At 66.9% G+C, this 18,427-nt stretch carries 17 protein-coding genes and 2 tRNA genes; 7 read left to right on the top strand and 12 right to left on the bottom strand.

Annotation, left to right across the window (positions count from 1 at the left end; all coding sequences use genetic code 11):
* Window positions 1-50 precede the first annotated feature (50 nt).
* From ACFUJ1_RS29265 to ACFUJ1_RS29255, 3 genes are read right to left on the bottom strand one after another with little or no spacing between them, the layout of a single operon-like run.
* Window positions 51-1,073: a hypothetical protein gene (locus ACFUJ1_RS29265; protein WP_378650550.1), complete on the bottom strand. Its 1,023-nt coding sequence runs from the start codon at window positions 1,071-1,073 to the stop codon at window positions 51-53.
* Window positions 1,070-2,254, bottom strand: a complete 1,185-nt coding sequence (locus ACFUJ1_RS29260) for a sensor histidine kinase (RefSeq protein ID WP_378650549.1) — start codon at window positions 2,252-2,254, stop codon at window positions 1,070-1,072. The genes ACFUJ1_RS29265 and ACFUJ1_RS29260 overlap by 4 nt, the downstream gene beginning before the upstream one ends.
* Window positions 2,251-2,904: a LuxR C-terminal-related transcriptional regulator gene (locus tag ACFUJ1_RS29255; protein WP_378650548.1), complete on the bottom strand. Its 654-nt coding sequence runs from the start codon at window positions 2,902-2,904 to the stop codon at window positions 2,251-2,253. The genes ACFUJ1_RS29260 and ACFUJ1_RS29255 overlap by 4 nt, the downstream gene beginning before the upstream one ends.
* A gap of 505 nt (window positions 2,905-3,409) precedes the next feature.
* On the opposite strand from ACFUJ1_RS29255, the gene ACFUJ1_RS29250 reads away from it, so the two are divergent.
* Window positions 3,410-3,721, top strand: a complete 312-nt coding sequence (locus ACFUJ1_RS29250) for a helix-turn-helix transcriptional regulator (RefSeq protein WP_378650547.1) — start codon at window positions 3,410-3,412, stop codon at window positions 3,719-3,721.
* Between the two features lie 124 nt (window positions 3,722-3,845).
* Here the strand turns inward: ACFUJ1_RS29250 and ACFUJ1_RS29245 are convergent.
* The 3 genes from ACFUJ1_RS29245 to ACFUJ1_RS29235 all read right to left on the bottom strand — a co-directional run bounded on the left by ACFUJ1_RS29245 (window position 3,846) and on the right by ACFUJ1_RS29235 (window position 4,852).
* Window positions 3,846-3,918 (bottom strand) — tRNA-Arg (locus tag ACFUJ1_RS29245).
* Between the two features lie 36 nt (window positions 3,919-3,954).
* Window positions 3,955-4,044, bottom strand: a tRNA-Ser gene (locus tag ACFUJ1_RS29240).
* Between the two features lie 88 nt (window positions 4,045-4,132).
* A complete protein-coding gene (locus ACFUJ1_RS29235) occupies window positions 4,133-4,852 on the bottom strand; it encodes a dienelactone hydrolase family protein (RefSeq protein ID WP_378650546.1) in 720 nt (239 codons plus the stop codon).
* A 148-nt stretch (window positions 4,853-5,000) separates the two neighbouring features.
* Here ACFUJ1_RS29235 and hisC point away from each other — a divergent pair, with 148 nt between their 5' ends.
* Window positions 5,001-6,080, top strand: coding sequence for a histidinol-phosphate transaminase (gene hisC, locus ACFUJ1_RS29230; RefSeq protein ID WP_378650545.1), 1,080 nt, complete (start codon window positions 5,001-5,003; stop codon window positions 6,078-6,080).
* On the opposite strand, the gene ACFUJ1_RS29225 is transcribed toward hisC, so the two are convergent.
* Window positions 6,077-7,114, bottom strand: a complete 1,038-nt coding sequence (locus ACFUJ1_RS29225; RefSeq protein ID WP_378650544.1) for an alpha/beta hydrolase — start codon at window positions 7,112-7,114, stop codon at window positions 6,077-6,079. The two genes, hisC and ACFUJ1_RS29225, sit on opposite strands and share 4 nt — an antisense overlap.
* 165 nt (window positions 7,115-7,279) lie before the next feature.
* Here ACFUJ1_RS29225 and ACFUJ1_RS29220 point away from each other — a divergent pair, with 165 nt between their 5' ends.
* Entirely contained in the window at window positions 7,280-8,395 is a 1,116-nt protein-coding gene (locus tag ACFUJ1_RS29220; RefSeq protein WP_378650543.1) for a nitric oxide synthase oxygenase, read from the top strand.
* Here the strand turns inward: ACFUJ1_RS29220 and ACFUJ1_RS29215 are convergent, their stop codons facing one another.
* Together ACFUJ1_RS29215 and ACFUJ1_RS29210 are read right to left on the bottom strand one after the other, a co-directional pair.
* Complete coding sequence (locus ACFUJ1_RS29215; RefSeq protein ID WP_378650542.1) at window positions 8,396-9,571, bottom strand: Fic family protein; 1,176 nt, start codon at window positions 9,569-9,571, stop codon at window positions 8,396-8,398. It lies immediately after the preceding gene.
* Between the two features lie 1,502 nt (window positions 9,572-11,073).
* Window positions 11,074-11,247 (bottom strand): hypothetical protein, encoded by a 174-nt coding sequence (locus ACFUJ1_RS29210; RefSeq protein WP_378650541.1) that lies wholly within the window; start codon window positions 11,245-11,247, stop codon window positions 11,074-11,076.
* 691 nt (window positions 11,248-11,938) lie between these two features.
* Here ACFUJ1_RS29210 and ACFUJ1_RS29205 point away from each other — a divergent pair.
* The gene (locus tag ACFUJ1_RS29205; protein WP_378650540.1) at window positions 11,939-12,898 is read left to right on the top strand and encodes an HNH endonuclease; all 960 of its coding nucleotides are present in this window, start codon (window positions 11,939-11,941) and stop codon (window positions 12,896-12,898) included.
* 326 nt (window positions 12,899-13,224) lie between these two features.
* Here the strand turns inward: ACFUJ1_RS29205 and ACFUJ1_RS29200 are convergent, their stop codons facing one another.
* From ACFUJ1_RS29200 to ACFUJ1_RS29190, 3 genes are all read right to left on the bottom strand, one after another.
* Window positions 13,225-14,700, bottom strand: coding sequence for a hypothetical protein (locus ACFUJ1_RS29200; protein ID WP_378650539.1), 1,476 nt, complete (start codon window positions 14,698-14,700; stop codon window positions 13,225-13,227).
* Window positions 14,701-15,084: 384 nt separating this feature from the next.
* A complete protein-coding gene (locus ACFUJ1_RS29195) occupies window positions 15,085-15,876 on the bottom strand; it encodes a PP2C family serine/threonine-protein phosphatase (protein ID WP_378650538.1) in 792 nt (263 codons plus the stop codon).
* A 9-nt stretch (window positions 15,877-15,885) separates the two neighbouring features.
* The gene (locus ACFUJ1_RS29190; RefSeq protein WP_378650537.1) at window positions 15,886-16,743 is read right to left on the bottom strand and encodes a sigma-70 family RNA polymerase sigma factor; all 858 of its coding nucleotides are present in this window, start codon (window positions 16,741-16,743) and stop codon (window positions 15,886-15,888) included.
* A 103-nt stretch (window positions 16,744-16,846) separates the two neighbouring features.
* On the opposite strand from ACFUJ1_RS29190, the gene ACFUJ1_RS29185 reads away from it, so the two are divergent.
* From ACFUJ1_RS29185 to ACFUJ1_RS29175, 3 genes are read left to right on the top strand one after another with little or no spacing between them, the layout of a single operon-like run.
* Entirely contained in the window at window positions 16,847-17,293 is a 447-nt protein-coding gene (locus tag ACFUJ1_RS29185) for a hypothetical protein (RefSeq protein WP_378650536.1), read from the top strand.
* Window positions 17,293-17,571, top strand: coding sequence for a hypothetical protein (locus ACFUJ1_RS29180; RefSeq protein ID WP_378650535.1), 279 nt, complete (start codon window positions 17,293-17,295; stop codon window positions 17,569-17,571). The genes ACFUJ1_RS29185 and ACFUJ1_RS29180 overlap by 1 nt, the downstream gene beginning before the upstream one ends.
* Window positions 17,572-17,573: 2 nt before the next feature.
* On the top strand, window positions 17,574-18,383 hold the full coding sequence (locus ACFUJ1_RS29175) for a DUF2637 domain-containing protein (protein ID WP_378650534.1): 810 nt from the start codon (window positions 17,574-17,576) through the stop codon (window positions 18,381-18,383).
* Window positions 18,384-18,427 lie beyond the last annotated feature (44 nt).

Genomic DNA, 18,427 nt, shown 5'->3' with positions numbered 1-18,427 from the left:
TCGTGTTCGGCACCGACCGGCGTTGGCACTCCGCGCGGCGCCCGCCGACCTCACCCGGCCGGAAGTCCGGCGTGGTCGTACTCCGTACGCCGAACGTCCGCACCGGCCCGTACCAGAATCGAAGCGAGCGTCGGCCGCCCCGGCGGCAGGATCCGGATCCGCACCGACCCGTCCGCGGTCCCGTCCAGTGCCGCGACCACCGCCTCGCGCACCCGCTCCCGCACCTCCGGCGCCGACTCCACCATCCCCCGGTCATCGATCAGCACCACCTCGACCCCGCGGCTGCGCGCCGCCCGCACCCGCGCGGTGGTGTGCGCGTCACTGAGCCCAGGGGCACGCAGACTGTCGCGCAAGTGCGCCTCGAGCAGTTCGCAGTCCAGCCGTTCCCGCTCGGTGAGCGGGGTGCCCGCGGCGATCCGGGTGAGCAGCGGCCGGGTCAGCCGGTCCAGCCGGTTCACCTGGTGATCGCGCTCCTGGAGAGCGGCGGCGGCAGCGGATTCCTCCGCGTACCGATCCCGCGCCGCGTCGCGCAGCTCGAAGGTGAGCTGCGCGTTCGGCCGCAGCGTGTACGAGAGCACCGTCGCCATCCCGAGCGGCCCGATCTCGATCGCCACCAGCCCGAATCCCGCCAACGCGCCCTGCCCGGTGAGCCCCGTCCACGCCATGTAGACCAGCGTCACCCCGAGAATGCCGAGCCACGCGAACCCCGAGCGCCCGCGCACGCACATGAAGCAGTAGACCGTGGTCGCCCCGCCGTGCGTCCACGCCTGCAGCGGCGTCAGCATCGGCACCGGGACCACGACCAGGGTGACCGCGCAGGCGACCGGCCCGGCCAGCGTCATGGCCACGGTCGCCACCGTCGGCAGCGGGTCACCGGGCACCGCGATCAGCGCGACGGTGGCGGCGGCGAGCACGATCAGGCTGAGCACCGTCGGCCAGACCGTGCGCATCCCCGGCCAGGTCGCGACGGTGACCACCGAGATGAGCAGCACGTACGCGCCGACCATCACCCGCGCGCCGGTGGTGTGCATGCCGAGCAGGTCGCGAATGTCCTTGGTGTCGCGCGCGCTCATGCGTCCCGGCTCCAGGAGAGGTGCACCCGGGTGCCCGCGCCGGGCGCGGTCTCGATCGCGGCGGTGCCGCCGGGCAGCTCGTTCATCTGCCGGACGATGCTCACCGCGATCCCGAGCCGGTTGGCGGGCACCGCCGCCAGCTCGAAGCCGCGCCCGGTGTCGCCGACCGTGGCGCGGAAGCCGTCGTCGGCGACGTGCAGCACCACCCAGCGCTCGGCCTCCGCCCCGGCGTGCCGGTAGCTGTTGCGCAGCGCCTCGGCCATGCCGACCCCGACGGTCCGCGCCGCGGCCGCCGGGAAGCGGGCCGCGGCAGCGTCACCCGCGACCACCGACTCCACCCCGACCCGGTCGTTCACCTCGTTCACCGCGACCCGGATGTGCGAGACCAGCTCCGGCACATCGAATTCGGTGGCCGGATCGCCGCCGGAGCGGAAGGTGTCCAGCTTGGCCATCGTGGTGGCGGCCTGGGTGCTGAGCAGCCGGTTCATCGGCTGTCGTGCAGCGGAGAGCAGGGTCGACATCACGCCGTCGTGGGTGAGCGCGTCGAACCGGGCCCGCTCCACCGTCCGCGCCTTGGCCGAGGCGGCGCCTGCCGCGGCCGCGTAGGTCTCGGCCCTTGTCTCGTCGAGGATGCGGCCGGTGCGCACCGCCATGATCCCCGCCGAGACCGGGAGCAGGCAGAACCCGATGCTCCAGGCGATCTCCGGCAGCAGCTCGCTCTCCCCCGACCGGACGAGATGGTTGATGGTCTGCACCACCACCGCCCCGGCCACCAGGTGCGCCACCGCCGACCTGGGCCGCCATGCGGCCGCCGCCGCGAGGCTGGCCAACCCGTTGAACTGCGAGAACCACATCCCCCGCAGCTCAACCAGCTGCCCGCCGTTCCAGGCGGGCCACCAGAGCAGCACCGCGATCAGGTACCCGGCGGCGGCCGCGCCCGCCAGCAGCCGCAGCCGCCGCTCGGAGCCGCCGAAACTCGCGATCCCGAGCGCGAACCCGGTGCCGTACACGGCGACCAGCGCGATCGGCGTCCACCACCACGCGGTGACCTGGGTGCCGCGCACGATGTCGGGCAGCAGCAACCCGAGGTAGAAGACGTACCCCGCGGCGACGAAGCGGGCGAAGATGCGCAGCACCCGCTCCGCGGCGGAATCGGTCTCGGTGAGCAGCGCGGCGCTCATCGGCGGCGCCCCCAGAACCGGCGCGGGTAGGGCACGATGCCCTCCTCGAGCGCCCGCTGGTACAGCTCGACCTTGGTGTTCGCGTTCAGCCCCGCCTCCGCGTACCGCTCGCGAATGTTCTGCACGTACTTGTTCACCGTGTTCAGCGCGAGCCCCATCGCGCTCGCCACCCGCTGCGCCGACTCGCCCATCGCGTAGAGCCGCAGCACCTCCCGCTCGCGCGGGCTGAGCTTCACCGCGACGAACTCGTCGTCCAGGTCGATGGCGGCGGCCCAGTCCATGGTCGTCCACTGCAGCCCGCGCGCGGCGCACCGGATCGCCTCGACCAGCTCGTCGACCTTCGCCGACTTCCGCAGCACGCCGAGCACTCCCGCCCGCGCCGCCGACTGCACCAGGTACGGCTCCTCCGCCGCGCTCACCACCAGGCACTCGACGCCTGCCGCGCGCAGCCGCGCCACATTGTCCTCCGGCATCGAGCCGTCGCCGAGCCGCAGGTCGAGCACGACCAGGTCGAGATCGCCCGCGCCGGCGAGCATCTCGGCGACCGTCGCGCCCTGCGCGACCAGCCGCAGATCGTCCGTCCCGGCCAGAATCGCCTTCAGCCCGATGATCTGGCTCTCGTGGTCCTCCACCACACCGATCCGCCACATGGTGAACCCCTCCTCCCCGAGCGGCCATTCTCGCCGAGCACGGGCACCGCCGCACGGTTTCCGCGACACGCTCAGCGTGTCGAGCGAAGACACGACGTGAAGTGCGCCCGAACGGACATAAGCTTGTCCCCGTATTCGCCGCCACAATTCTCCCGGAAGTGAATCCGGAAGCGCATGCGGATCATGCCCCGAGCGATCCCCGGTACGCGCCGGTAAGGTGAGGCTCAGCAATTCCCCACCATTCACTCCGAGATCGCCATATTAAAACCGACCTGTCGGTAATAACATTCCTACCTGGGCTTTTGCCGGTAGTTGAAAGTGGTACCAAGGTTTACGGGCAAATTGCACCGAAGTGGCGGAACACGTTTCATTCAGCCCAGTAACGGTGGTACCAGTTCTGGTATCTCGCGGCGAACCATTCGTCCTGCAACACTGAGTAACGTCGGAAAGTCGGGGTCCGACAATCTCACCGATGAGCACGAGCACTCTTATAAGGAACGACGTCATGACTGCAGCCACCGCGCCGCTGGGCGCTCTGTCCGGACTCCACCTCGGCCGTCACCCCGGCACCGCCGCACTGCCGCAGCGGCCCCAGCCCAAGCTGAGCCCGCGCGAGATCGAGGTGATGCTGCACTGGTTCGCCAACGACTCCAAAACGGCGACCTGCAAGGAGCTCTACATCACCATGGGGACGGTGAACACCCACCTGAACCGCATCCGCGACAAGTACCAGGCCATCGGGCGACCCGCCCAGACCAAGGCCGCGCTGCTCGCCCGGGCGCTGCAGGACGGCCTGATCCTGCTCGAGGATCTGTAATCAGCGTATGAGCAACTGTTTTCACGGCCCCCGGGAGTCCGCTCCCGGGGGCTGTTCCGTGCCCGAGCCCCCGAGACGCAATTCACCCCGCTACCTTCGAAGCTGGTAGCGGGGTGAATATCTGTGCGCCCGAAGGGACTCGAACCCCTAACCTTCTGATCCGTAGTCAGATGCTCTATCCATTGAGCTACGGGCGCATAGCCTGTTCAGTTGTACACCCGGTTACCCGGGCTTGGCGGAGGCGAGAGGATTTGAACCTCCGGTCCCCGTGAAGGGACAACTCATTAGCAGTGAGTCCCATTCGGCCGCTCTGGCACGCCTCCTGGAGCCTTCTCTTCGAGGGCACCGGCCCTTTCGGACCACCGAGCAGAAAGATTACAGCAGCCGACCTCGGCATACCAAAACGGCTGGTCAGCGCAGATTACTGTCGAACCAGTCGAAGATTCTGGTCTGTGCGTCGACGCGGACGGGGTCGTCGTCCTCGTCTTCGGCGGGGCGGTCGGCGCGGTGCTGGGCGTCGGGGTAGGTGACCACGAGGGTGGCGACGGATGCGGCGGCGCCTGCGTCGCGGAGCTTCTCGACGTCGTCGGCGGGGTCGTCGGCGCCGAAGAGGCCGAGCCAGGGGGCCTGGAGGCGGGGGGCGGCCCGGACGAGGGCCTCGGCTTCGGCGGTGAGCGGCTCGGTGAGGCCGCGGGCGGCGACGCTCACGGCGGCGCCGATGGGGCGGTTGGTGGCGACCAGGAAGGCGGCGGTGCCCGCGGTGTCGAAGCCGAGCACGCCGACGCAGTCCGGGAAGACGCCGTGCGCGGTGAGCCAGTCGAAACAGGCGTCGAAGTCGGCGAACAGTTCGTCGCCGAAGACCTCGTGCTCCGGTTCGCCGGTGACCCGGTGGAAGAGGTCGGGGGCGACGACGGTCCAGCCCTCGGCGGCGAGCGCGGTCGTGAGGTCGCGCAGGCCGGGGCCGCGTTCGCGGGATTCGTGCAGCAGCACGATGCCGCCCCTGGCATTGCCCTCGGGTTCGAGCACGGTGATGGGGACGCGGTCGACGGCGCTGCCGCTCTCGGTCGTGTGGTCGCCATCCGCCCCGTCGCCACGGCGTAGCGGGGCGATGTCGTCATAGGTGCCCGGCATGAATCAAGGGTAGGCGTACCTGCCGGTATCTGCGAGAATTTCCACGTCGGAGCGGCGGACGCGCCCGATTTTTCCGGTTGCTCGGCGATTCGGCCGTCGGTCGTGTGCGGGATATCGACCGCCCGGCCCGGCCGCCTAGGCTGGGAGGGTGACCGCGCACATCCGCCCCGACCTCGCCACCATCCCCGCCTACGTCCCCGGCCGGGACCACCCGGGGGCGACCAAGCTGGCCAGCAACGAGACCACGTTCGGTCCGCTGCCCGCGGCGGCGAAGGCGATCGCCGAGGCGGCCGAGCTGGCGAACCGCTACCCGGACAACCACGCCGTCGAGCTGCGCACCGCGCTCGCCGCGTTCCTCGGGGTTCCGGTGCAGCGAGTGGCGGCGGGCTGCGGCAGCGTCGCGCTCTGCCAGGAGCTGGTGCAGATCACCTGCTCCGCCCCCGCCGACGAGGTGATCTTCGCCTGGCGCTCGTTCGAGGCGTACCCGATCGTCACCCAGGTCGGCAATGCCACCGCGGTGACCGTGCCGCTCACCCCCGAGCTCACGCACGACCTGGACGCCATGGCGGCGGCCGTCACCGAGCGGACCCGGCTGATCTTCGTCTGCAACCCGAACAACCCGACCGGCACCGCGCACGGCAGGGCCGCGCTCGAGCGCTTCCTGGACGCGATCCCCGCGCACGTGCTCGTCGTGCTGGACGAGGCCTACTTCGAGTACCTCCGGCTGACCCCGCAGGACCACCCGAACGGCGTCGAGATCGCCCGCGACCGGCCGAACGTCGTCGTGCTGCGCACCTTCTCCAAGGCGTACGGGCTGGCCGGGCTGCGCGTCGGCTACGCCGTCGGCGACCCGGCGGTGATCACCGCGCTGATGAAGGTGCACATCCCGTTCAGCGTGAACCGGGTGGCGCAGGCGGCCGCCATCGCCTCGCTGGAGGCCCGCCCCGAGCTGCTCGACCGCACCGGGGCGCTGATCGCCGAGCGCGACCGGGTGCGCGCCGCCCTGGTCGCCGCCGGGTACCCGGTGCCGCCGAGCGAGGCGAACTTCGTCTGGCTGGCGCTGGGCGAGCAGAACTCGGCGTTCGCCGAGGCGGCGGCCGCGGCCGGGGTGCTGGTGCGACCGTACGGCGTGGACGGGGTCCGGGTGACCACCGGCGATCCGCACGAGAACGACCAGTTCCTGCGCTTCGCCACCGACCCGGCGGTGCGCGAACGCTTCGCCGGCTAGAGCTCGAGCCCGGCCGCGACGGTCGGCCAGGAGACCCCGAGTTCGTCGGCCCAGTACGGCCAGGAGTGCGTGCCGGTGGCGCGCAGGTGCGCCGTCACGCCGATGCCGAGTTCCTGGAAGCGCGCGGTGAGCCTGCGGGTGCAGTTGCTCGTGCCCGCCTCCAGCGCGCCGCCGAGGCCGAGATTGCCGGGGTAGTCGGGGTTGTCCGGGCCGTCGTAGACGCCGGGCATCCCGCTGCCCGCGGAGAGGTAGATCGCCTTGCCGCGCAGCGCCGCCGCGTGCAGCACCACATCGTGCTGCAGCCAGTCCGGGTGGTCGGACGGGCCGAACATGTTGTCCGGGTCGCCGCCGTAGGTCGCGATCACCGCGCGCGCCTCGGCCTGCCCGAGATCGGTGCCCATGCTGAAGCACCCGCTGTACCCGGCCACCGACCGGTACAGCTCGGGGTGCCGGATCGCCAGCATCATGGCCGCCTCGGCGCCCATGGAGACGCCGGCGACCGCGTTCCGGCCGTTCCCGGCGAACCCGGCGTCGATCGCGGGTGGCAACTCCTCGGTGAGGAAGGTTTCCCAGCGGTTCAGCCCGAGGACCGGGTCCGGCTGCTGCCAGTCGGTGTAGAAGCTGGCCGGGCCGCCGACGGTGAAGACCACGTTCACCGGCTTGTCCTCGTAGAACTCCGCGGCGCGGCCCTTCTCCAGCCAGTTGCTGGTGTCCGGCTCGGCGCTGCGGCCGTCCAGCATGTAGACGGTGGGGCGGGGCTGCGAGCGGTCGCGCGGGAGCAGCACGATCACCTCGACCTCGCGCTCCATGGCCGGCGAGTCGACGAAGACGCGGACCCTGCGGTCGTCCACCGGCTCGATCCGGCGGATGGCCGGGGTGGTCGGCGGTGCGGTGCCCGCCTGCTCGGCGGGAGCGGGCGCAGGCGTCGCGGCGGAGCCGGAGTCGGGCGCGGCCTGCGCCACCGCCGCGCCGGTCGAGAGCGCCAGGGTGACGACGGCGCCGGCGCAACCTCGCCGCAGGACAGAACCACGCATATCGGCCATCCTGCCAGAACCCTCCAGACCGACCGGTCACTCATAGCGTGTCGGCATCGTTAGGGGTTCGGACGGACCGGTACCATCCCGCGATCCCGCCCGGCCCCGCTTATGGTGGTGGCGCTTGTGCTCGATCTCAGTCAGTTCCGACCGCCGGAGACAACTGTGAGTTCAGCGTTACCCCTGTCGCCGCCCGAACCGCCGGTCTGCTCCGACCTGCCGCGCCGGCTGCGCGACTGCCTCGACTTCTTCCGCCTGCCCGAACTGGCGCACCTCACCTCGGAACGCGGTGTCGGCGCCGCGCTCGAACTGCGCTTCAACGGGAGTTACACGCAGACGCCGGAAGAGGTGCTGATCGGCGCCCGGCTCGCCTGGCGCAACCACGCGCGCTGCGTCGGCCGGAAGCATTGGCGCTCTTTGAAACTCATCGACGCCAGGCAGGCGCGCACCGCCCGCGAGCTGGCCGATGCCTGCTTTCGGCACCTGCGCGAGGCCACCAACAACGGGGCCATCCAATCCACCATCACCGTCGGCCCGCCGCGTCGCCCCGACGGTGCGGAGTTTCGGATTCTGAACTCCCAGCTCATCCGGTACGCCGGGTATCGCCGGCCGGACGGGACCATCATCGGCGACCCGGGCAGCGTCGAGATCACCGACCTGGCACTGCGATTGGGCTGGCACGGGGCAGGCACCCGATTCGACGTCCTCCCCCTGATCATCAGCACCCCCGACGAGCCGCTCGCCCGCTTCGACATCCCCGCCGAACTGGTCCGCGAGGTGCGCATCGAGCACCCGGAGCTCCCCTGGTTCGCCGAGCTCGACCTGAAGTGGCACGCGCTGCCCGCCGTCTCCAACATGGACCTGGAGATCGGCGGCGTCACCTACCCCTTCGCCCCCTTCAACGGGTGGTACGTCGGCTACGAGATCGGCGCCCGCAACCTCGCCGATCCCGAGCGCTACGACATGCTCCCGGCTATCGCCGCGCACCTCGGGCTGGATACCTCGCACCCGCGCACGATGTGGCGCGATCGGGCGCTGATCGAGCTCAATCGCGCCGTGCTGCACAGCTTCCGGGCCGAGCGGGTTGCCATGGTGGATCACCACACGGTCGCGAAGCAGTTCTGTGAGCACGTCGAGAAGGAGGCGTCCGCCGGTCGCCGCTGCCCCACCGACTGGTCCTGGATCAACCCGCCGCTCTCGTCCGGGCTCGTTCCCACATTCCACCGCTACTTCGACGAGCCCGAGCCGGAGTTGCGCCCGAATTTCGTCGCGAGAGCGTAGTCACGCCTCGAGGGCACGCAGAACGGGATCACAGACGAAGATCCGGTCGTAGCGCCCCTCCGCGCGTTGGCGCAGCACCCCCAGCTCCACCAGCTTCTTGATGCCCTCGTTCGCGGTCTGGTACGAGACCCCGTGCAGCTCAGCGGCGAGCCTGGCGGTCAGCATCGGGTATCCGATCAGGTCCTGCGCGATCGCGACGGCGGCACTACCGCGCCGCAGATGCCGGACCCTGTCCTGGAACTGCTCGCGGAGCCTGGACAGGCGTTCGGCCCGCGCCGAGGTCTCCAGCGCCTCGGCGTGAATCGCGGCGGACAGGAATGCGACCCACGGGTCCCAGCGACCGGTCAGCGAGACGTCGAGCAGGCCATTCTGATATTCGGCGCGATTCGTTTCGAGCCAGGCCGAGAGATTGAGTACCGGCGAGCGCAGTTCACCGCTCACCACCAGTTGCAGGAGCGCGACCAGCCTGCCGAGGCGGCCGTTGCCGTCCGTGAACGGGTGCAGCGCCTCGAATTGATAGTGCGCGAGGGCGATCCGGACGATCGCGGGCAGCTCCGACGGCTCCCGCACCCACCGTTCCCACGCGGCGAGACCATCGCGGAGCAGGTCCCCCGGTGGCGGCGGAACGAAGCGCGCGTTCTCGACGCGCCCCCGTCCGACCCCGATGAAAACCTGGGTCGTGCGAACGCTGCCCGCGTCCCGTCCGTCACTGTGGGTGCCGCGGACGAGCACGGCCTGCAGATCCTCGAGCAGGCGCACGGTGATCGGCCGACCGTCCGCGACCCACTGGTAGGCCAGCTCGGCGGCGCGCACGTAGTTCTGCACCTCGCCGACGCTCTCCGAGAGCTGGTTCAGCTCCAGAAAATCCGCCTCCAGCACATCGGTGAGCGCCGCATACGTGCCCTCGATGGCGGAGGTGCTCACGGCTTCGCGCCGGGTCGTCGGGCGCACCAGCAGAGACAGGTTGGGCAACTTCGCGGCGGCTTCGTCCGCCCGTGCCATCGCGGCGGTCGCGTCGACCACCAACGACCAGGTCTGCGTCGACAACTGCAGCGACCGTGGCAGCGGATCAGGTAGGTACGCCGAGCAGGTGAAGCGCTCGGCGAAACGCCGATCGAATCCGGAGGTCGGCACAAGCTGCCCGATCGGGCTCCCACGCATCGCATCGAGATCCACGATTCAAGCTTAGCGCCCTAACCCTGAAAACCCTCGACGGCTATTCAGGGTTGTACGCAGATCCGTGAATTCGGGCCGATCCTGGCGGAGACGGAGGGATTTGAACCCCCGGTCGCTCTCGCGACGCTCGCTTTCAAGTCGAATATCTGACGTTCCGGCTGGTACCGGGGCTGTCCGTGCTCCTACGCAAGGTGCGAAAACGCCTCCGTGGGAGTTTCGTCGTGTCCGGGGTCGTCGCGCTGGGTTGTGACAACGCAGTGACACCGGGTGACTTCCTTCCCCTGCTACCTCAGCATTACCAAATTTGCTCTCCCACAGGACCCGTTGTGTAGGTGACTCGCCACCGCATGACTCCAGGCGAACCTTCGACTGCCAGACCAGTCCGGTACTCAACCCGGCTAGGCCACTCCCCTGTCTTGGCGAGCTCCTGCTGAACGTGGCTACGAATGAACGAATCCAACTCGTGGTCCGCCACTCGCCGCGGCACAAGTACGTCCATCGATCCCGATCGCCTCTCGCTCATCTCCCCAGGATGCCAGCGCCAGCGATCGAGGTGCCTCGCTCGGCAACTATGCGGGAACCATACCGACCGGACTGCGGTAAGCCCTCTGGGTGTAAGCGGGTTGGCGATTGTACGGAGAAGGTACGACACAGCAGACTGGTCGTTTTGTGTTGAGGGTCATAAGGTAGCTCGTCGCTCAGCGCGGGCGACTTATCCAAAGCCCCTACGGGTTATCCACAAGCGTTCGATTCTTCAGATCCGCGCTGGCTGTTGAGCAGCAGGGACGGAAGTTATCCACAGGAAATCTGCCTTGCTACGAGATATACCCAGGTGAAGGCCGCCCCTGTCCCTTCGGAATGCGTCTGTGTTTGTCGCTAGGCTTCTCTTCACCCGAGCAGTTGCTGAGCCTTCAGCACCAGGGCTCGGGAAGCAGAGCGGCCCCTGCCTGTGAGAGAGGCAGGGGCCGTGTAACCCGGATCCGCCCCGCGAAGAGAGGACGTCAGGCCTGATGAGCTTAACGCCGAAAACTGACACGAACACCCCGCATCCCCCCGAACCCAACGATCCACAGCCACATCCGCTGGTCGTGCTGTCACTTGCCCTCAGCTTGGGAAGTGCCGTAGGTCTCCTGGTTGACTGGACTGCTGGCGTTACCGTCCTCATTGCAGTCTTGGAGTTCTTCCAACGAGGTCAGAAGACACCGAAGTAGGTCGAATACCTTGCTTGGGCGTTTCGCCAGCCCTGGCGATCGTCCAAAGCGAGAGGCGGGGGACACCTCTGCTTCGTCTTGCCCGGTGACTTCCCTCCCCCTGCTTCCTCATACTGGCCATCCCTGGCTGAGGGAGGTCGTGTCAAGGGCGTTCTTCCCTTGACTCGGCCGAGTGAAGTCAGACAATCGGGCCATGAGGAGGCAGGGACTCCAGCCCACTACGCGGCCGGAGGACGCGCAGTAGTCCTCCACCAGGGAGCAGCCGAGGAGGGGGCCGAAGCCCCCTGGCACTCAGTCGCGGTCGTCCCAGGTCGCGATGGCGCGGTCGTTGGCGAGGTTCCGGAGGTAGTGGTGGTGGCAGTAGGACTTCTCGACGGTGCGGTTCTGCCAGCGGAAGCTGTAGAGGTCGGTGGCGGGGGTGGTGCAGGTGCGGATGGAGCAGATCGGGGCGGGGGTGACGGCCATGGGAGTGGTCCTTTCCGGGTCGGTGGGATCTGGGCTCCGCCTGGACCAGGCCGCGCCCGCCCCGGTACAGGCTCGGCGTCGGCGGGGGCGCGCGGCCCTGCCCATTGAGGTCACCGCAACCTGATCGCCCGTCATCGCCGCGTGCCCTCGTCGGCGTCGACAGCGCTCGGCCTTTACCGGGGTGGGTGTGGTCTGGTACACCCCTGGGCAGGTTCCGTCGGCCCGGAAAGGACCACGGGCGTCATCCCCGGCACGGTCTGCGGACGCACCTGCACCACCCCCGCCACCGACCGGGGGTGACCCGGTCGCACCGCGAGGACGCCTACTGCCACCACCGGACGGTCCGCGCTCGATTGAATACAGCACGGGTGGCGACCCCAGCCGGGCCCACATACGAGGCGGGCCGAGCCGTGGACAAAGGCGGCCGACTTTTACCCCTCGCCTCGCACCCGGCGCACCTTTCCATTACGAGTCGAGTACCTGGTGCGCTGGCTGGCATCGCGGCTGTCCGTACACCTACGCGAGGTGCGATAACGCCTCCGTAAGAGTTCCGTCGCGTCCGGGGTTGTCGGGGTGAGATGTGACAACGCGGTGACATGAGGATGATTCGAGGGCATGTCGGTACCGTCGCGCATACTCGATTCTTCTCCCGGGAGACTGTCGACCGGGAATCTGGTTGAGGGGACGTAACTTGGCTGACAGCATCCTGTCATCTTTGGATAGGCGGTCCAATCGGGCGTGGCTGGTGCTGACAAAGACCGCTTATCGCCGGCTGGGCGGCGCGTCGAAGTACGACGACGACCCGGCGAGCCATTACAGCTGGGACAGTACCGTCCCCAATCACGCTGACGTCGCTGTCGGTGACATCGTCCTGCTCTGGAACCAGACCGAGTCCCTCGGGGTATCGGTCATCGACCACATCACCGTCGGGACCGCCGACAAACGGCGCGCTCGCTGCTCCTACTGCAACAGCACGAATCTGGAGCAGCGGAAGACCATACGCCCGATCTACCGGTGTCAGAACTGCAAGCAGACGTCCGACGATCCGGTCTACGAGGAACTCAATGGGATAACGACCTACCGCTCCAGCTATGAGCAGAGCTGGAGCGACTTGCTCGGCGAGTTCACGGCGGCTGAGCTGCGCAGTCTGTGCGTCAAGCCGAAGTCTCAGAACAGTTTCCGAGTGCTGCGGTGGCCTGAGACCCGCAAGGAGATCGATGCCCGCCTTGGTGGCGGAATCCTGCGACCTCTAGATTCCACCACCGCGCAGCTGCGAGACGGACACGCGACCAGGCCCACGCGCGTGCGGATCGGTCAGCGACAGTTCCGCGAGATGCTGCTTACTGAATTCGGGCCGAAGTGCGCCTTCACCGGTGATCTGCCGGCCGCCGCCCTGGACGCCTGCCATCTCTACAGCTACGCCAAGGTCGGTAAGCATCACGAGCATGGTGGAGTGTTGCTGCGCCGCGACCTGCACACGCTGTTCGACCGCGGGCTCATCGCCGTCGATGCCAACGATGCGATTAACATCGCGGCGGACTACCGCCGATACCCGACCTACGGCACACTGCACGGCCAGCCGCTCGCGGTGAAGATCAGTACTGCACAACGAGATTGGTTCGCCCTGCACTGGAACGAACATCGTAGATGACGACGAACACGGTTGGACTTGCCTCGCCGAGGCCGCCCCTGCCAAGGAAGGGGCAGGCCGCCACAGAGGCTCCGTCGGTCGCTCTGGCGTGCCTCAGGTGACTTCCCTTCCCCTGCTTCCTCATACTGGCCATCCCTGGCTGAGGGAGGTCGTGTCAAGGGCGCTCTTTCCCTTGACTCGGCCGAGTGAAGTCAGACAATCGGGCCATGAGGAGGCAGGGACTCCAACCCCCGCCACTGACCGGAGCTGACCCAGTCGAACCGCTGAAGCTTACCCACCACACAGCACGTCCACGCGACCGGAAGGTCGGGCAGAGGTGGGCTCGGCTAGACAGTGGAGGCGGACTGCTTATTGTCATTTCGGGCATCGATAACTACGACCGATTCCTCCTCGGCTATCTGCAAATCCTCAAGAATTTTTTTGACCTTCTCCTGCTCGCCCTTGGTATAGCAAACGATTATTTTAATAGCTTTGTCAGTGTTATTCGCCGCTTTATAGATTTCGACCTGATTCTCTAGGTTTCGACGAAGATGCGTGTTACTCGCGAGCTTCAATTCGAGCAGGGAACTGTCTTTAGCGCCATAACTCACCTTGAAGTCGACTGGTCCGCGACCATTATTGACTTCACGGTTGACGTCGAAGCTCGTCCCCTTCCAGAGAGCCGTGAAGAGAATTTGCACGTCCCGCTCCTTATATGGCCTCCGGTCCGCTTTATTCAGAAGGAGGTAGCCATCCTCATTCTCGACGTAGCGCTTGAACGTCAATGTACGCGCGAGCGCCTCTTCATAAGTCTCGAACGGGGCCTCAAAAAAGTCCGTTTTTTCCGACAGCCCATTGGCAATACCCCGGAGTCTGCGCACGAAAAAGTCGAGAGCTTCGTCTACTTTAGACTGACTTGCAGCGGTAGCCTTTTGTCCGTCTTGTTCCCGAAGTTTGATGTAATAGTCCACCAATTCGGGAAATTCTTTGATGGTCTCTTCGGCGGCCTTTCGTTTTTCAGCTTGAGTTGGGTTCGGTTCAAGCTGTTTATAGAAGTAGTTGCGAATAGTGTCTCTCAGCACGTTGTCTGGCACAGCCACTGGCAGGCGGCTGAAGCTTTTGACCATGTCGGTGTGGCTGATCCAGGTCTCATCCCGGGTGAGCATGTCGGTCGGAGTGAGGAGTACGAAGTCCTCGAGGTACTTAGGGAGGAAGAATGTGCCGGGCGCCCAACGCTCGGTCTTGTAGTTGAAGCTGACTCGATCGACGCTGACTTCCTCACACAATGTCTCGTCGATGTGGTCACGAGCAAACTTCTGCGTAAAATTCAGAAGATACTCTTTGATGAGATTTGTAGTGAAGTCGCTAATAGTGTCTCGCCCTACACCGGACTCGATCAGCGTCAGTTTCTCAAGATGACTGCCCTTAGTGATGTTTTCTGATCCAAAGTCGTGCAGAATGTCACCAAGCGATTTATGCAAGGATGTTGCGAACTTCTTTCCGAGCCCGTGACCGCTGTTTCCGGAAAGGGAGAATCCCAGCCAATTCTGCTCAACTTCTCCGAATGTGTACCACGCCTTGAGCAAGCCAGGAGTGGACGCCGAACCTGCCTTGCTACGCAAAAACTTCAAATACTCGATGATGTCCGTATGCAGCTTCTGATACTCCGTCTTACTGCTTTCAAACAGCAGGAACGGGTCGATGAATAGGGGTAGATCGGCGAGTAGGCAAATATCAAAGGCGCCGTAGTCCTGGAGGTCTTCTGTACTTACCCCGAAGTGGTCAGAGAACAGCAGTGGTACACGTACTTCTCGCTCGGCCATCTTGCCCCCACGTGCAACTCGTCGGCTACGGACTTCAATCTCGGGGTACACGATAGTCCGGGACGCTTCTGACCGAGCTGATCTATCGAACCAATCTTCGGACGGGCCCCCAGCCAGTGGACCGGCATCGAATCTGGCCTAGCAGTGTTTGACTGCGGGAGGCAAGCGGGGTACGGCTCACTTCGTGCCCAGCACTGCCTCTGTTGATGCAGAGTGCGGTAGGAGTGTCGTGGCCGTACCTTGCGGGCGCTGGGTGCCGCCGACGCGACCGACGCGCCGCGGCGACCGCGGTTCAGGGAGCCGCGCGCGCGTCGTAGCGCGGCGGCGGCGCGTAGCGCCGCCGGTGCGCCTTGACTCTATATAGCGAATTTCGGCAACGACTCCCTACAGGTGCACGACCGCCAATGTCTTGTCGTCGTGCCGCTTGGCTCGCGGAAGCTGGCGCCCGTGCGGATCGCTGTCGGCCTCCCAGGTGTGGCACTGAGCGAGGAGCGCGTCGAGGTCGGCTTGTGAGCGTGCGGCGACCTCAGGCCACGGGATGCCGAGCACGCCGATGGTGTCGCGGGCGCCGTCGGTGGCGACGATGACCCAGGCGAGCGCGTCTCGCGGGTAGTCGATGATGCGGGCGTGATGGGCTGCGTTCGGGTCGGCTTCGGCGATCCAGTAGCCGTCCTCCCGATTTCGGCAAGCACGCTGGGCTCGCTGGAGGTCGCCGAGTAGCCCGCGGTGCGGGTCGTCGTAGCCGGTTCCGCTGGCCAGTCTGCGGCGGTACTCGTCGGCCTGCGGGATCGCCAACTTGTTCAGCCGGTCATCGGTCTGGACCTCGTGGGTGCCGTCGGTGTGCCCGATGACCACGGTGGTGTCGCCGATGACCAGCACGCGCACCGTGTCACCGGCGAGCTGCACCACGGCAACGGTGCTCGATGGGGATGCTCCGGGGCGTAGGCGCAGTGCGTGTGCGGTGGACGAGATTGCTTCGGCAAGTGCCGATGCCGGGTCGCTGTGCTGCTTCAGCCGGGCGATAAGTTCGGCGCCGAGCACGTCGACGTAGTCAGAAGCGGGGGGAACGTCGGGACCGTGTGATGTGGCTCCGTCGAGCACCGCCACGCCGTCATCGAAGACCAGCGCTCGATCCTCGTTGCTGTGAGCGGGCAGCACCGATACCGCGATGTCCATTGGTCACCCTCAGCCGGTGAACGGTCCGGCGAGAATCCGGCTGTTGGTGATCGCGTACTCGGCGTCGAAGTCGCATTCGATCACCGCGGCGCTGAACTGCCCGCCGGGCCGGTAGACGGCGGCGAGGTTGCCATTCAGCCAGTGCGCGACGCCGAGCGAGCCTATGCTCGTCACCCCGGCGATGTGGACGATCACCCGGCCATCCTCGACCCGGCGGGCGAGGTAGCCGATATCGGTTCGGACGTTGCTGTCGTGGCGGAATGGGGAGCTGAACCGCTCGCCGGTGTGCTTGTCGATCAGGTACCAGGTGCCGTCGATGTTCTCGAAGCTGAGGGTGGCGTCTCCGTCGAGAAGGTGCCGGGCCACGGGAGCGGACTTCGGACCGCAGATCACCACGGCGTCTCCGGGCGGAACGGACTCAGTATCAGGGTCGATCCCGAACCGGGTAGTCGCGAGAGACAGCCGCTCCAAGGTGGCCTCGACCTGTTCCCGGGTGGCCTGGTCGTTGGCGTCGAAGTAGGGGCGCTCTCGGCCGTCTTCCAATCCGAACCGGCGTGGGATGCCGACGGCGACCGGGCCGACGCCGAAGTAGGCACGCTCAGCAGGCGGGGCGCTGGTCTTGATCTGGCTGATCCGGCTCTTGGTGATGCCGATTCGCTCAGCGATCTCGGTATAGCTCAGGCCGGTGCGGTGGGCGTCCTCGATCGCCTCCTTGCGGAGCCGGGCCAGCTCGATGGCGCGCTGCTGGTAGTGAGTGATCAGCTCAGTTGCCCGCCGACCACGCCGGATCGGGTCCGAGTCGGATCGGACCTGCTCGAACTCATCTGCGCTCGCCACACTGTTGAGTTTAGAACCTCTTGACGACACTCGTACATCGCCGTACGCTTGTGTTTACACCCCATCAATTTCCACCAGCTACCTGCTGGAATAGAAATTGAGAGGGTATCAACACAAATGAGGAGATGACGAGATGGCTTTAAAGGATGTGTGGTTCACCCCGACGTTCGAGCAGGCGTTCCCCAAGGGACTGTTCCTGCTGGGCGACATCGAGCCGATGACCGAGTTCAACTCCGATCGCAGCGCGCCGAAGCGGCAGCGGACCGACGTGGACAACGAGGGCAACGGCAGCGGTAAGCGGCTGTGGCGGGGCACGGTGACCGATCCGGCGGCGGCGAACGCGAAGACGGCGTCGTTCGACGTGACGTTCGTGGCCGATGTGATGCCGGTTCCCGCGGCGCCGGAGGTCGTGCCGGGGATGCGGCCGGTGAAGCTGGCGGGGTTGCAGATCAAGCCGAAGATCGAGGGCAACGGGGAGTTCAAGCGGATCGGCTGGAACATCCGGGCGACCGGTATCGAGGGCGACACCAACGCCCCGCGCTCGACCAGCAACGGCGCGGGTGCGAAGGCGGTGGCGTGATGACCTTCATGCACGCGGACGTCGACGGCTACAACGGTCTGGAGGTCCGGTACAACCCGGCCAGGGTGCACCAGTTCGAGAGCGATTTCGGTTCCGCGGTGGTCCCGGCATCGGTGCGGGTCGACCTGGCCGGTCTCGCGCACCGCGCCTACCTGTCGCTGTCGATCACCGACGCCCGGACCCTGCTCGATGAGCTGGGCAAGGCACTGACCGAGCACGACACCGCCGAGACCGACACCACCACCGCTGACGCGGTGAACGCCGGGAAGGCGGCGTAGTCGTGTCCGAGCGTTCCACGGCGATGAAGGTGGCCCGCTGGGTCGCGGTCCTGGTGATCGTGACCATCGGCGTCGCCGCCTTCGCACTCTCCTTCGCCGCGCTCAAGGAGCTGGCGATCATGGCCCGCACCCCCCGCGAGCTGGCGTGGCTGTGGCCGGTGATCGTCGACGGCACCATCATCCAGGCGACCATCTCCATGCTGGTGCTCGCCAGCGGGCCGGAGCGACGCTGGTTCCTCGGAGTGCTGGTCTGCGGCGCCCTGGTCTCGGTCATCGGCAACTCTGTGCACGCGGCGATGGCCGGACAGCACCTGCCCTGGTGGGCCGCTGCCCTCGTCGCCGCGGTGGCGCCGGTCTCGCTGCTGGTCGATACCCACGGGCTGGGGATGCTGTTCCGGGCCTCCAACCGCGAGACCATCCCGGAGGTCGCGGCCGAGGCCGAGCCGTCGCCGGGCGTGGTGGTCGAGCCGATGCCGGCCGATTCACCCCGCCCAGCTCCGGCGCCCGTTCGCCGTCGCAAGCCTGCTGCTCGGCGTGATCCGGCCAAGGTCGCCAAGGCGATCGAGATGCACGCCGATGGCGTGAAGTTCCCGGACATCGCTGCGGCACTGGGGATCTCGCCATCGACCGCCCGCAACTACGTCGGGAAAGCCAAGACCGCCGACACCCCGGCCCCGGCTCCCGAGCCCGGCCCGGTCCCCGAGCCCGCCCCGGCGCTTGCGCCGTTGGCGGCTCCTGTTCGTCCCGTTGTCCCTGTTCGTCCGCGTCCGGTGGTGCAGCCGATGCTGCCGCTCGCGGTGGGAGGTGCCTGACCCATGAACCTCGAAACTCTCCTCGTCGCTACCGGGGCGGTGAC

It is taken from the genome of Nocardia sp. NPDC057227, from assembly GCF_042669725.1.
Lineage (GTDB): Bacteria > Actinomycetota > Actinomycetes > Mycobacteriales > Mycobacteriaceae > Nocardia > Nocardia asteroides_A.
The sequence above is the reverse complement of the archived record's forward strand: the minus strand, read 5'-3'. Positions and strand labels throughout refer to the sequence as shown.

What these genes read in the sequence shown, in the direction of transcription:
- ACFUJ1_RS29265 (WP_378650550.1), bottom strand. Translation starts at nt 1,073, where the DNA reads ATGAGCGCGCGCGACACCAAGGACATTCGCGACCTGCTCGGCATGCAC.
- ACFUJ1_RS29260 (WP_378650549.1), bottom strand. Translation starts at nt 2,254, where the DNA reads ATGAGCGCCGCGCTGCTCACCGAGACCGATTCCGCCGCGGAGCGGGTG.
- ACFUJ1_RS29255 (WP_378650548.1), bottom strand. Translation starts at nt 2,904, where the DNA reads ATGTGGCGGATCGGTGTGGTGGAGGACCACGAGAGCCAGATCATCGGG.
- ACFUJ1_RS29250 (WP_378650547.1), top strand. Translation starts at nt 3,410, where the DNA reads ATGACTGCAGCCACCGCGCCGCTGGGCGCTCTGTCCGGACTCCACCTC.
- ACFUJ1_RS29235 (WP_378650546.1), bottom strand. Translation starts at nt 4,852, where the DNA reads ATGCCGGGCACCTATGACGACATCGCCCCGCTACGCCGTGGCGACGGG.
- ACFUJ1_RS29225 (WP_378650544.1), bottom strand. Translation starts at nt 7,114, where the DNA reads ATGCGTGGTTCTGTCCTGCGGCGAGGTTGCGCCGGCGCCGTCGTCACC.
- ACFUJ1_RS29210 (WP_378650541.1), bottom strand. Translation starts at nt 11,247, where the DNA reads ATGGCCGTCACCCCCGCCCCGATCTGCTCCATCCGCACCTGCACCACC.
- ACFUJ1_RS29200 (WP_378650539.1), bottom strand. Translation starts at nt 14,700, where the DNA reads ATGGCCGAGCGAGAAGTACGTGTACCACTGCTGTTCTCTGACCACTTC.
- ACFUJ1_RS29195 (WP_378650538.1), bottom strand. Translation starts at nt 15,876, where the DNA reads ATGGACATCGCGGTATCGGTGCTGCCCGCTCACAGCAACGAGGATCGA.
- ACFUJ1_RS29185 (WP_378650536.1), top strand. Translation starts at nt 16,847, where the DNA reads ATGGCTTTAAAGGATGTGTGGTTCACCCCGACGTTCGAGCAGGCGTTC.
- ACFUJ1_RS29180 (WP_378650535.1), top strand. Translation starts at nt 17,293, where the DNA reads ATGACCTTCATGCACGCGGACGTCGACGGCTACAACGGTCTGGAGGTC.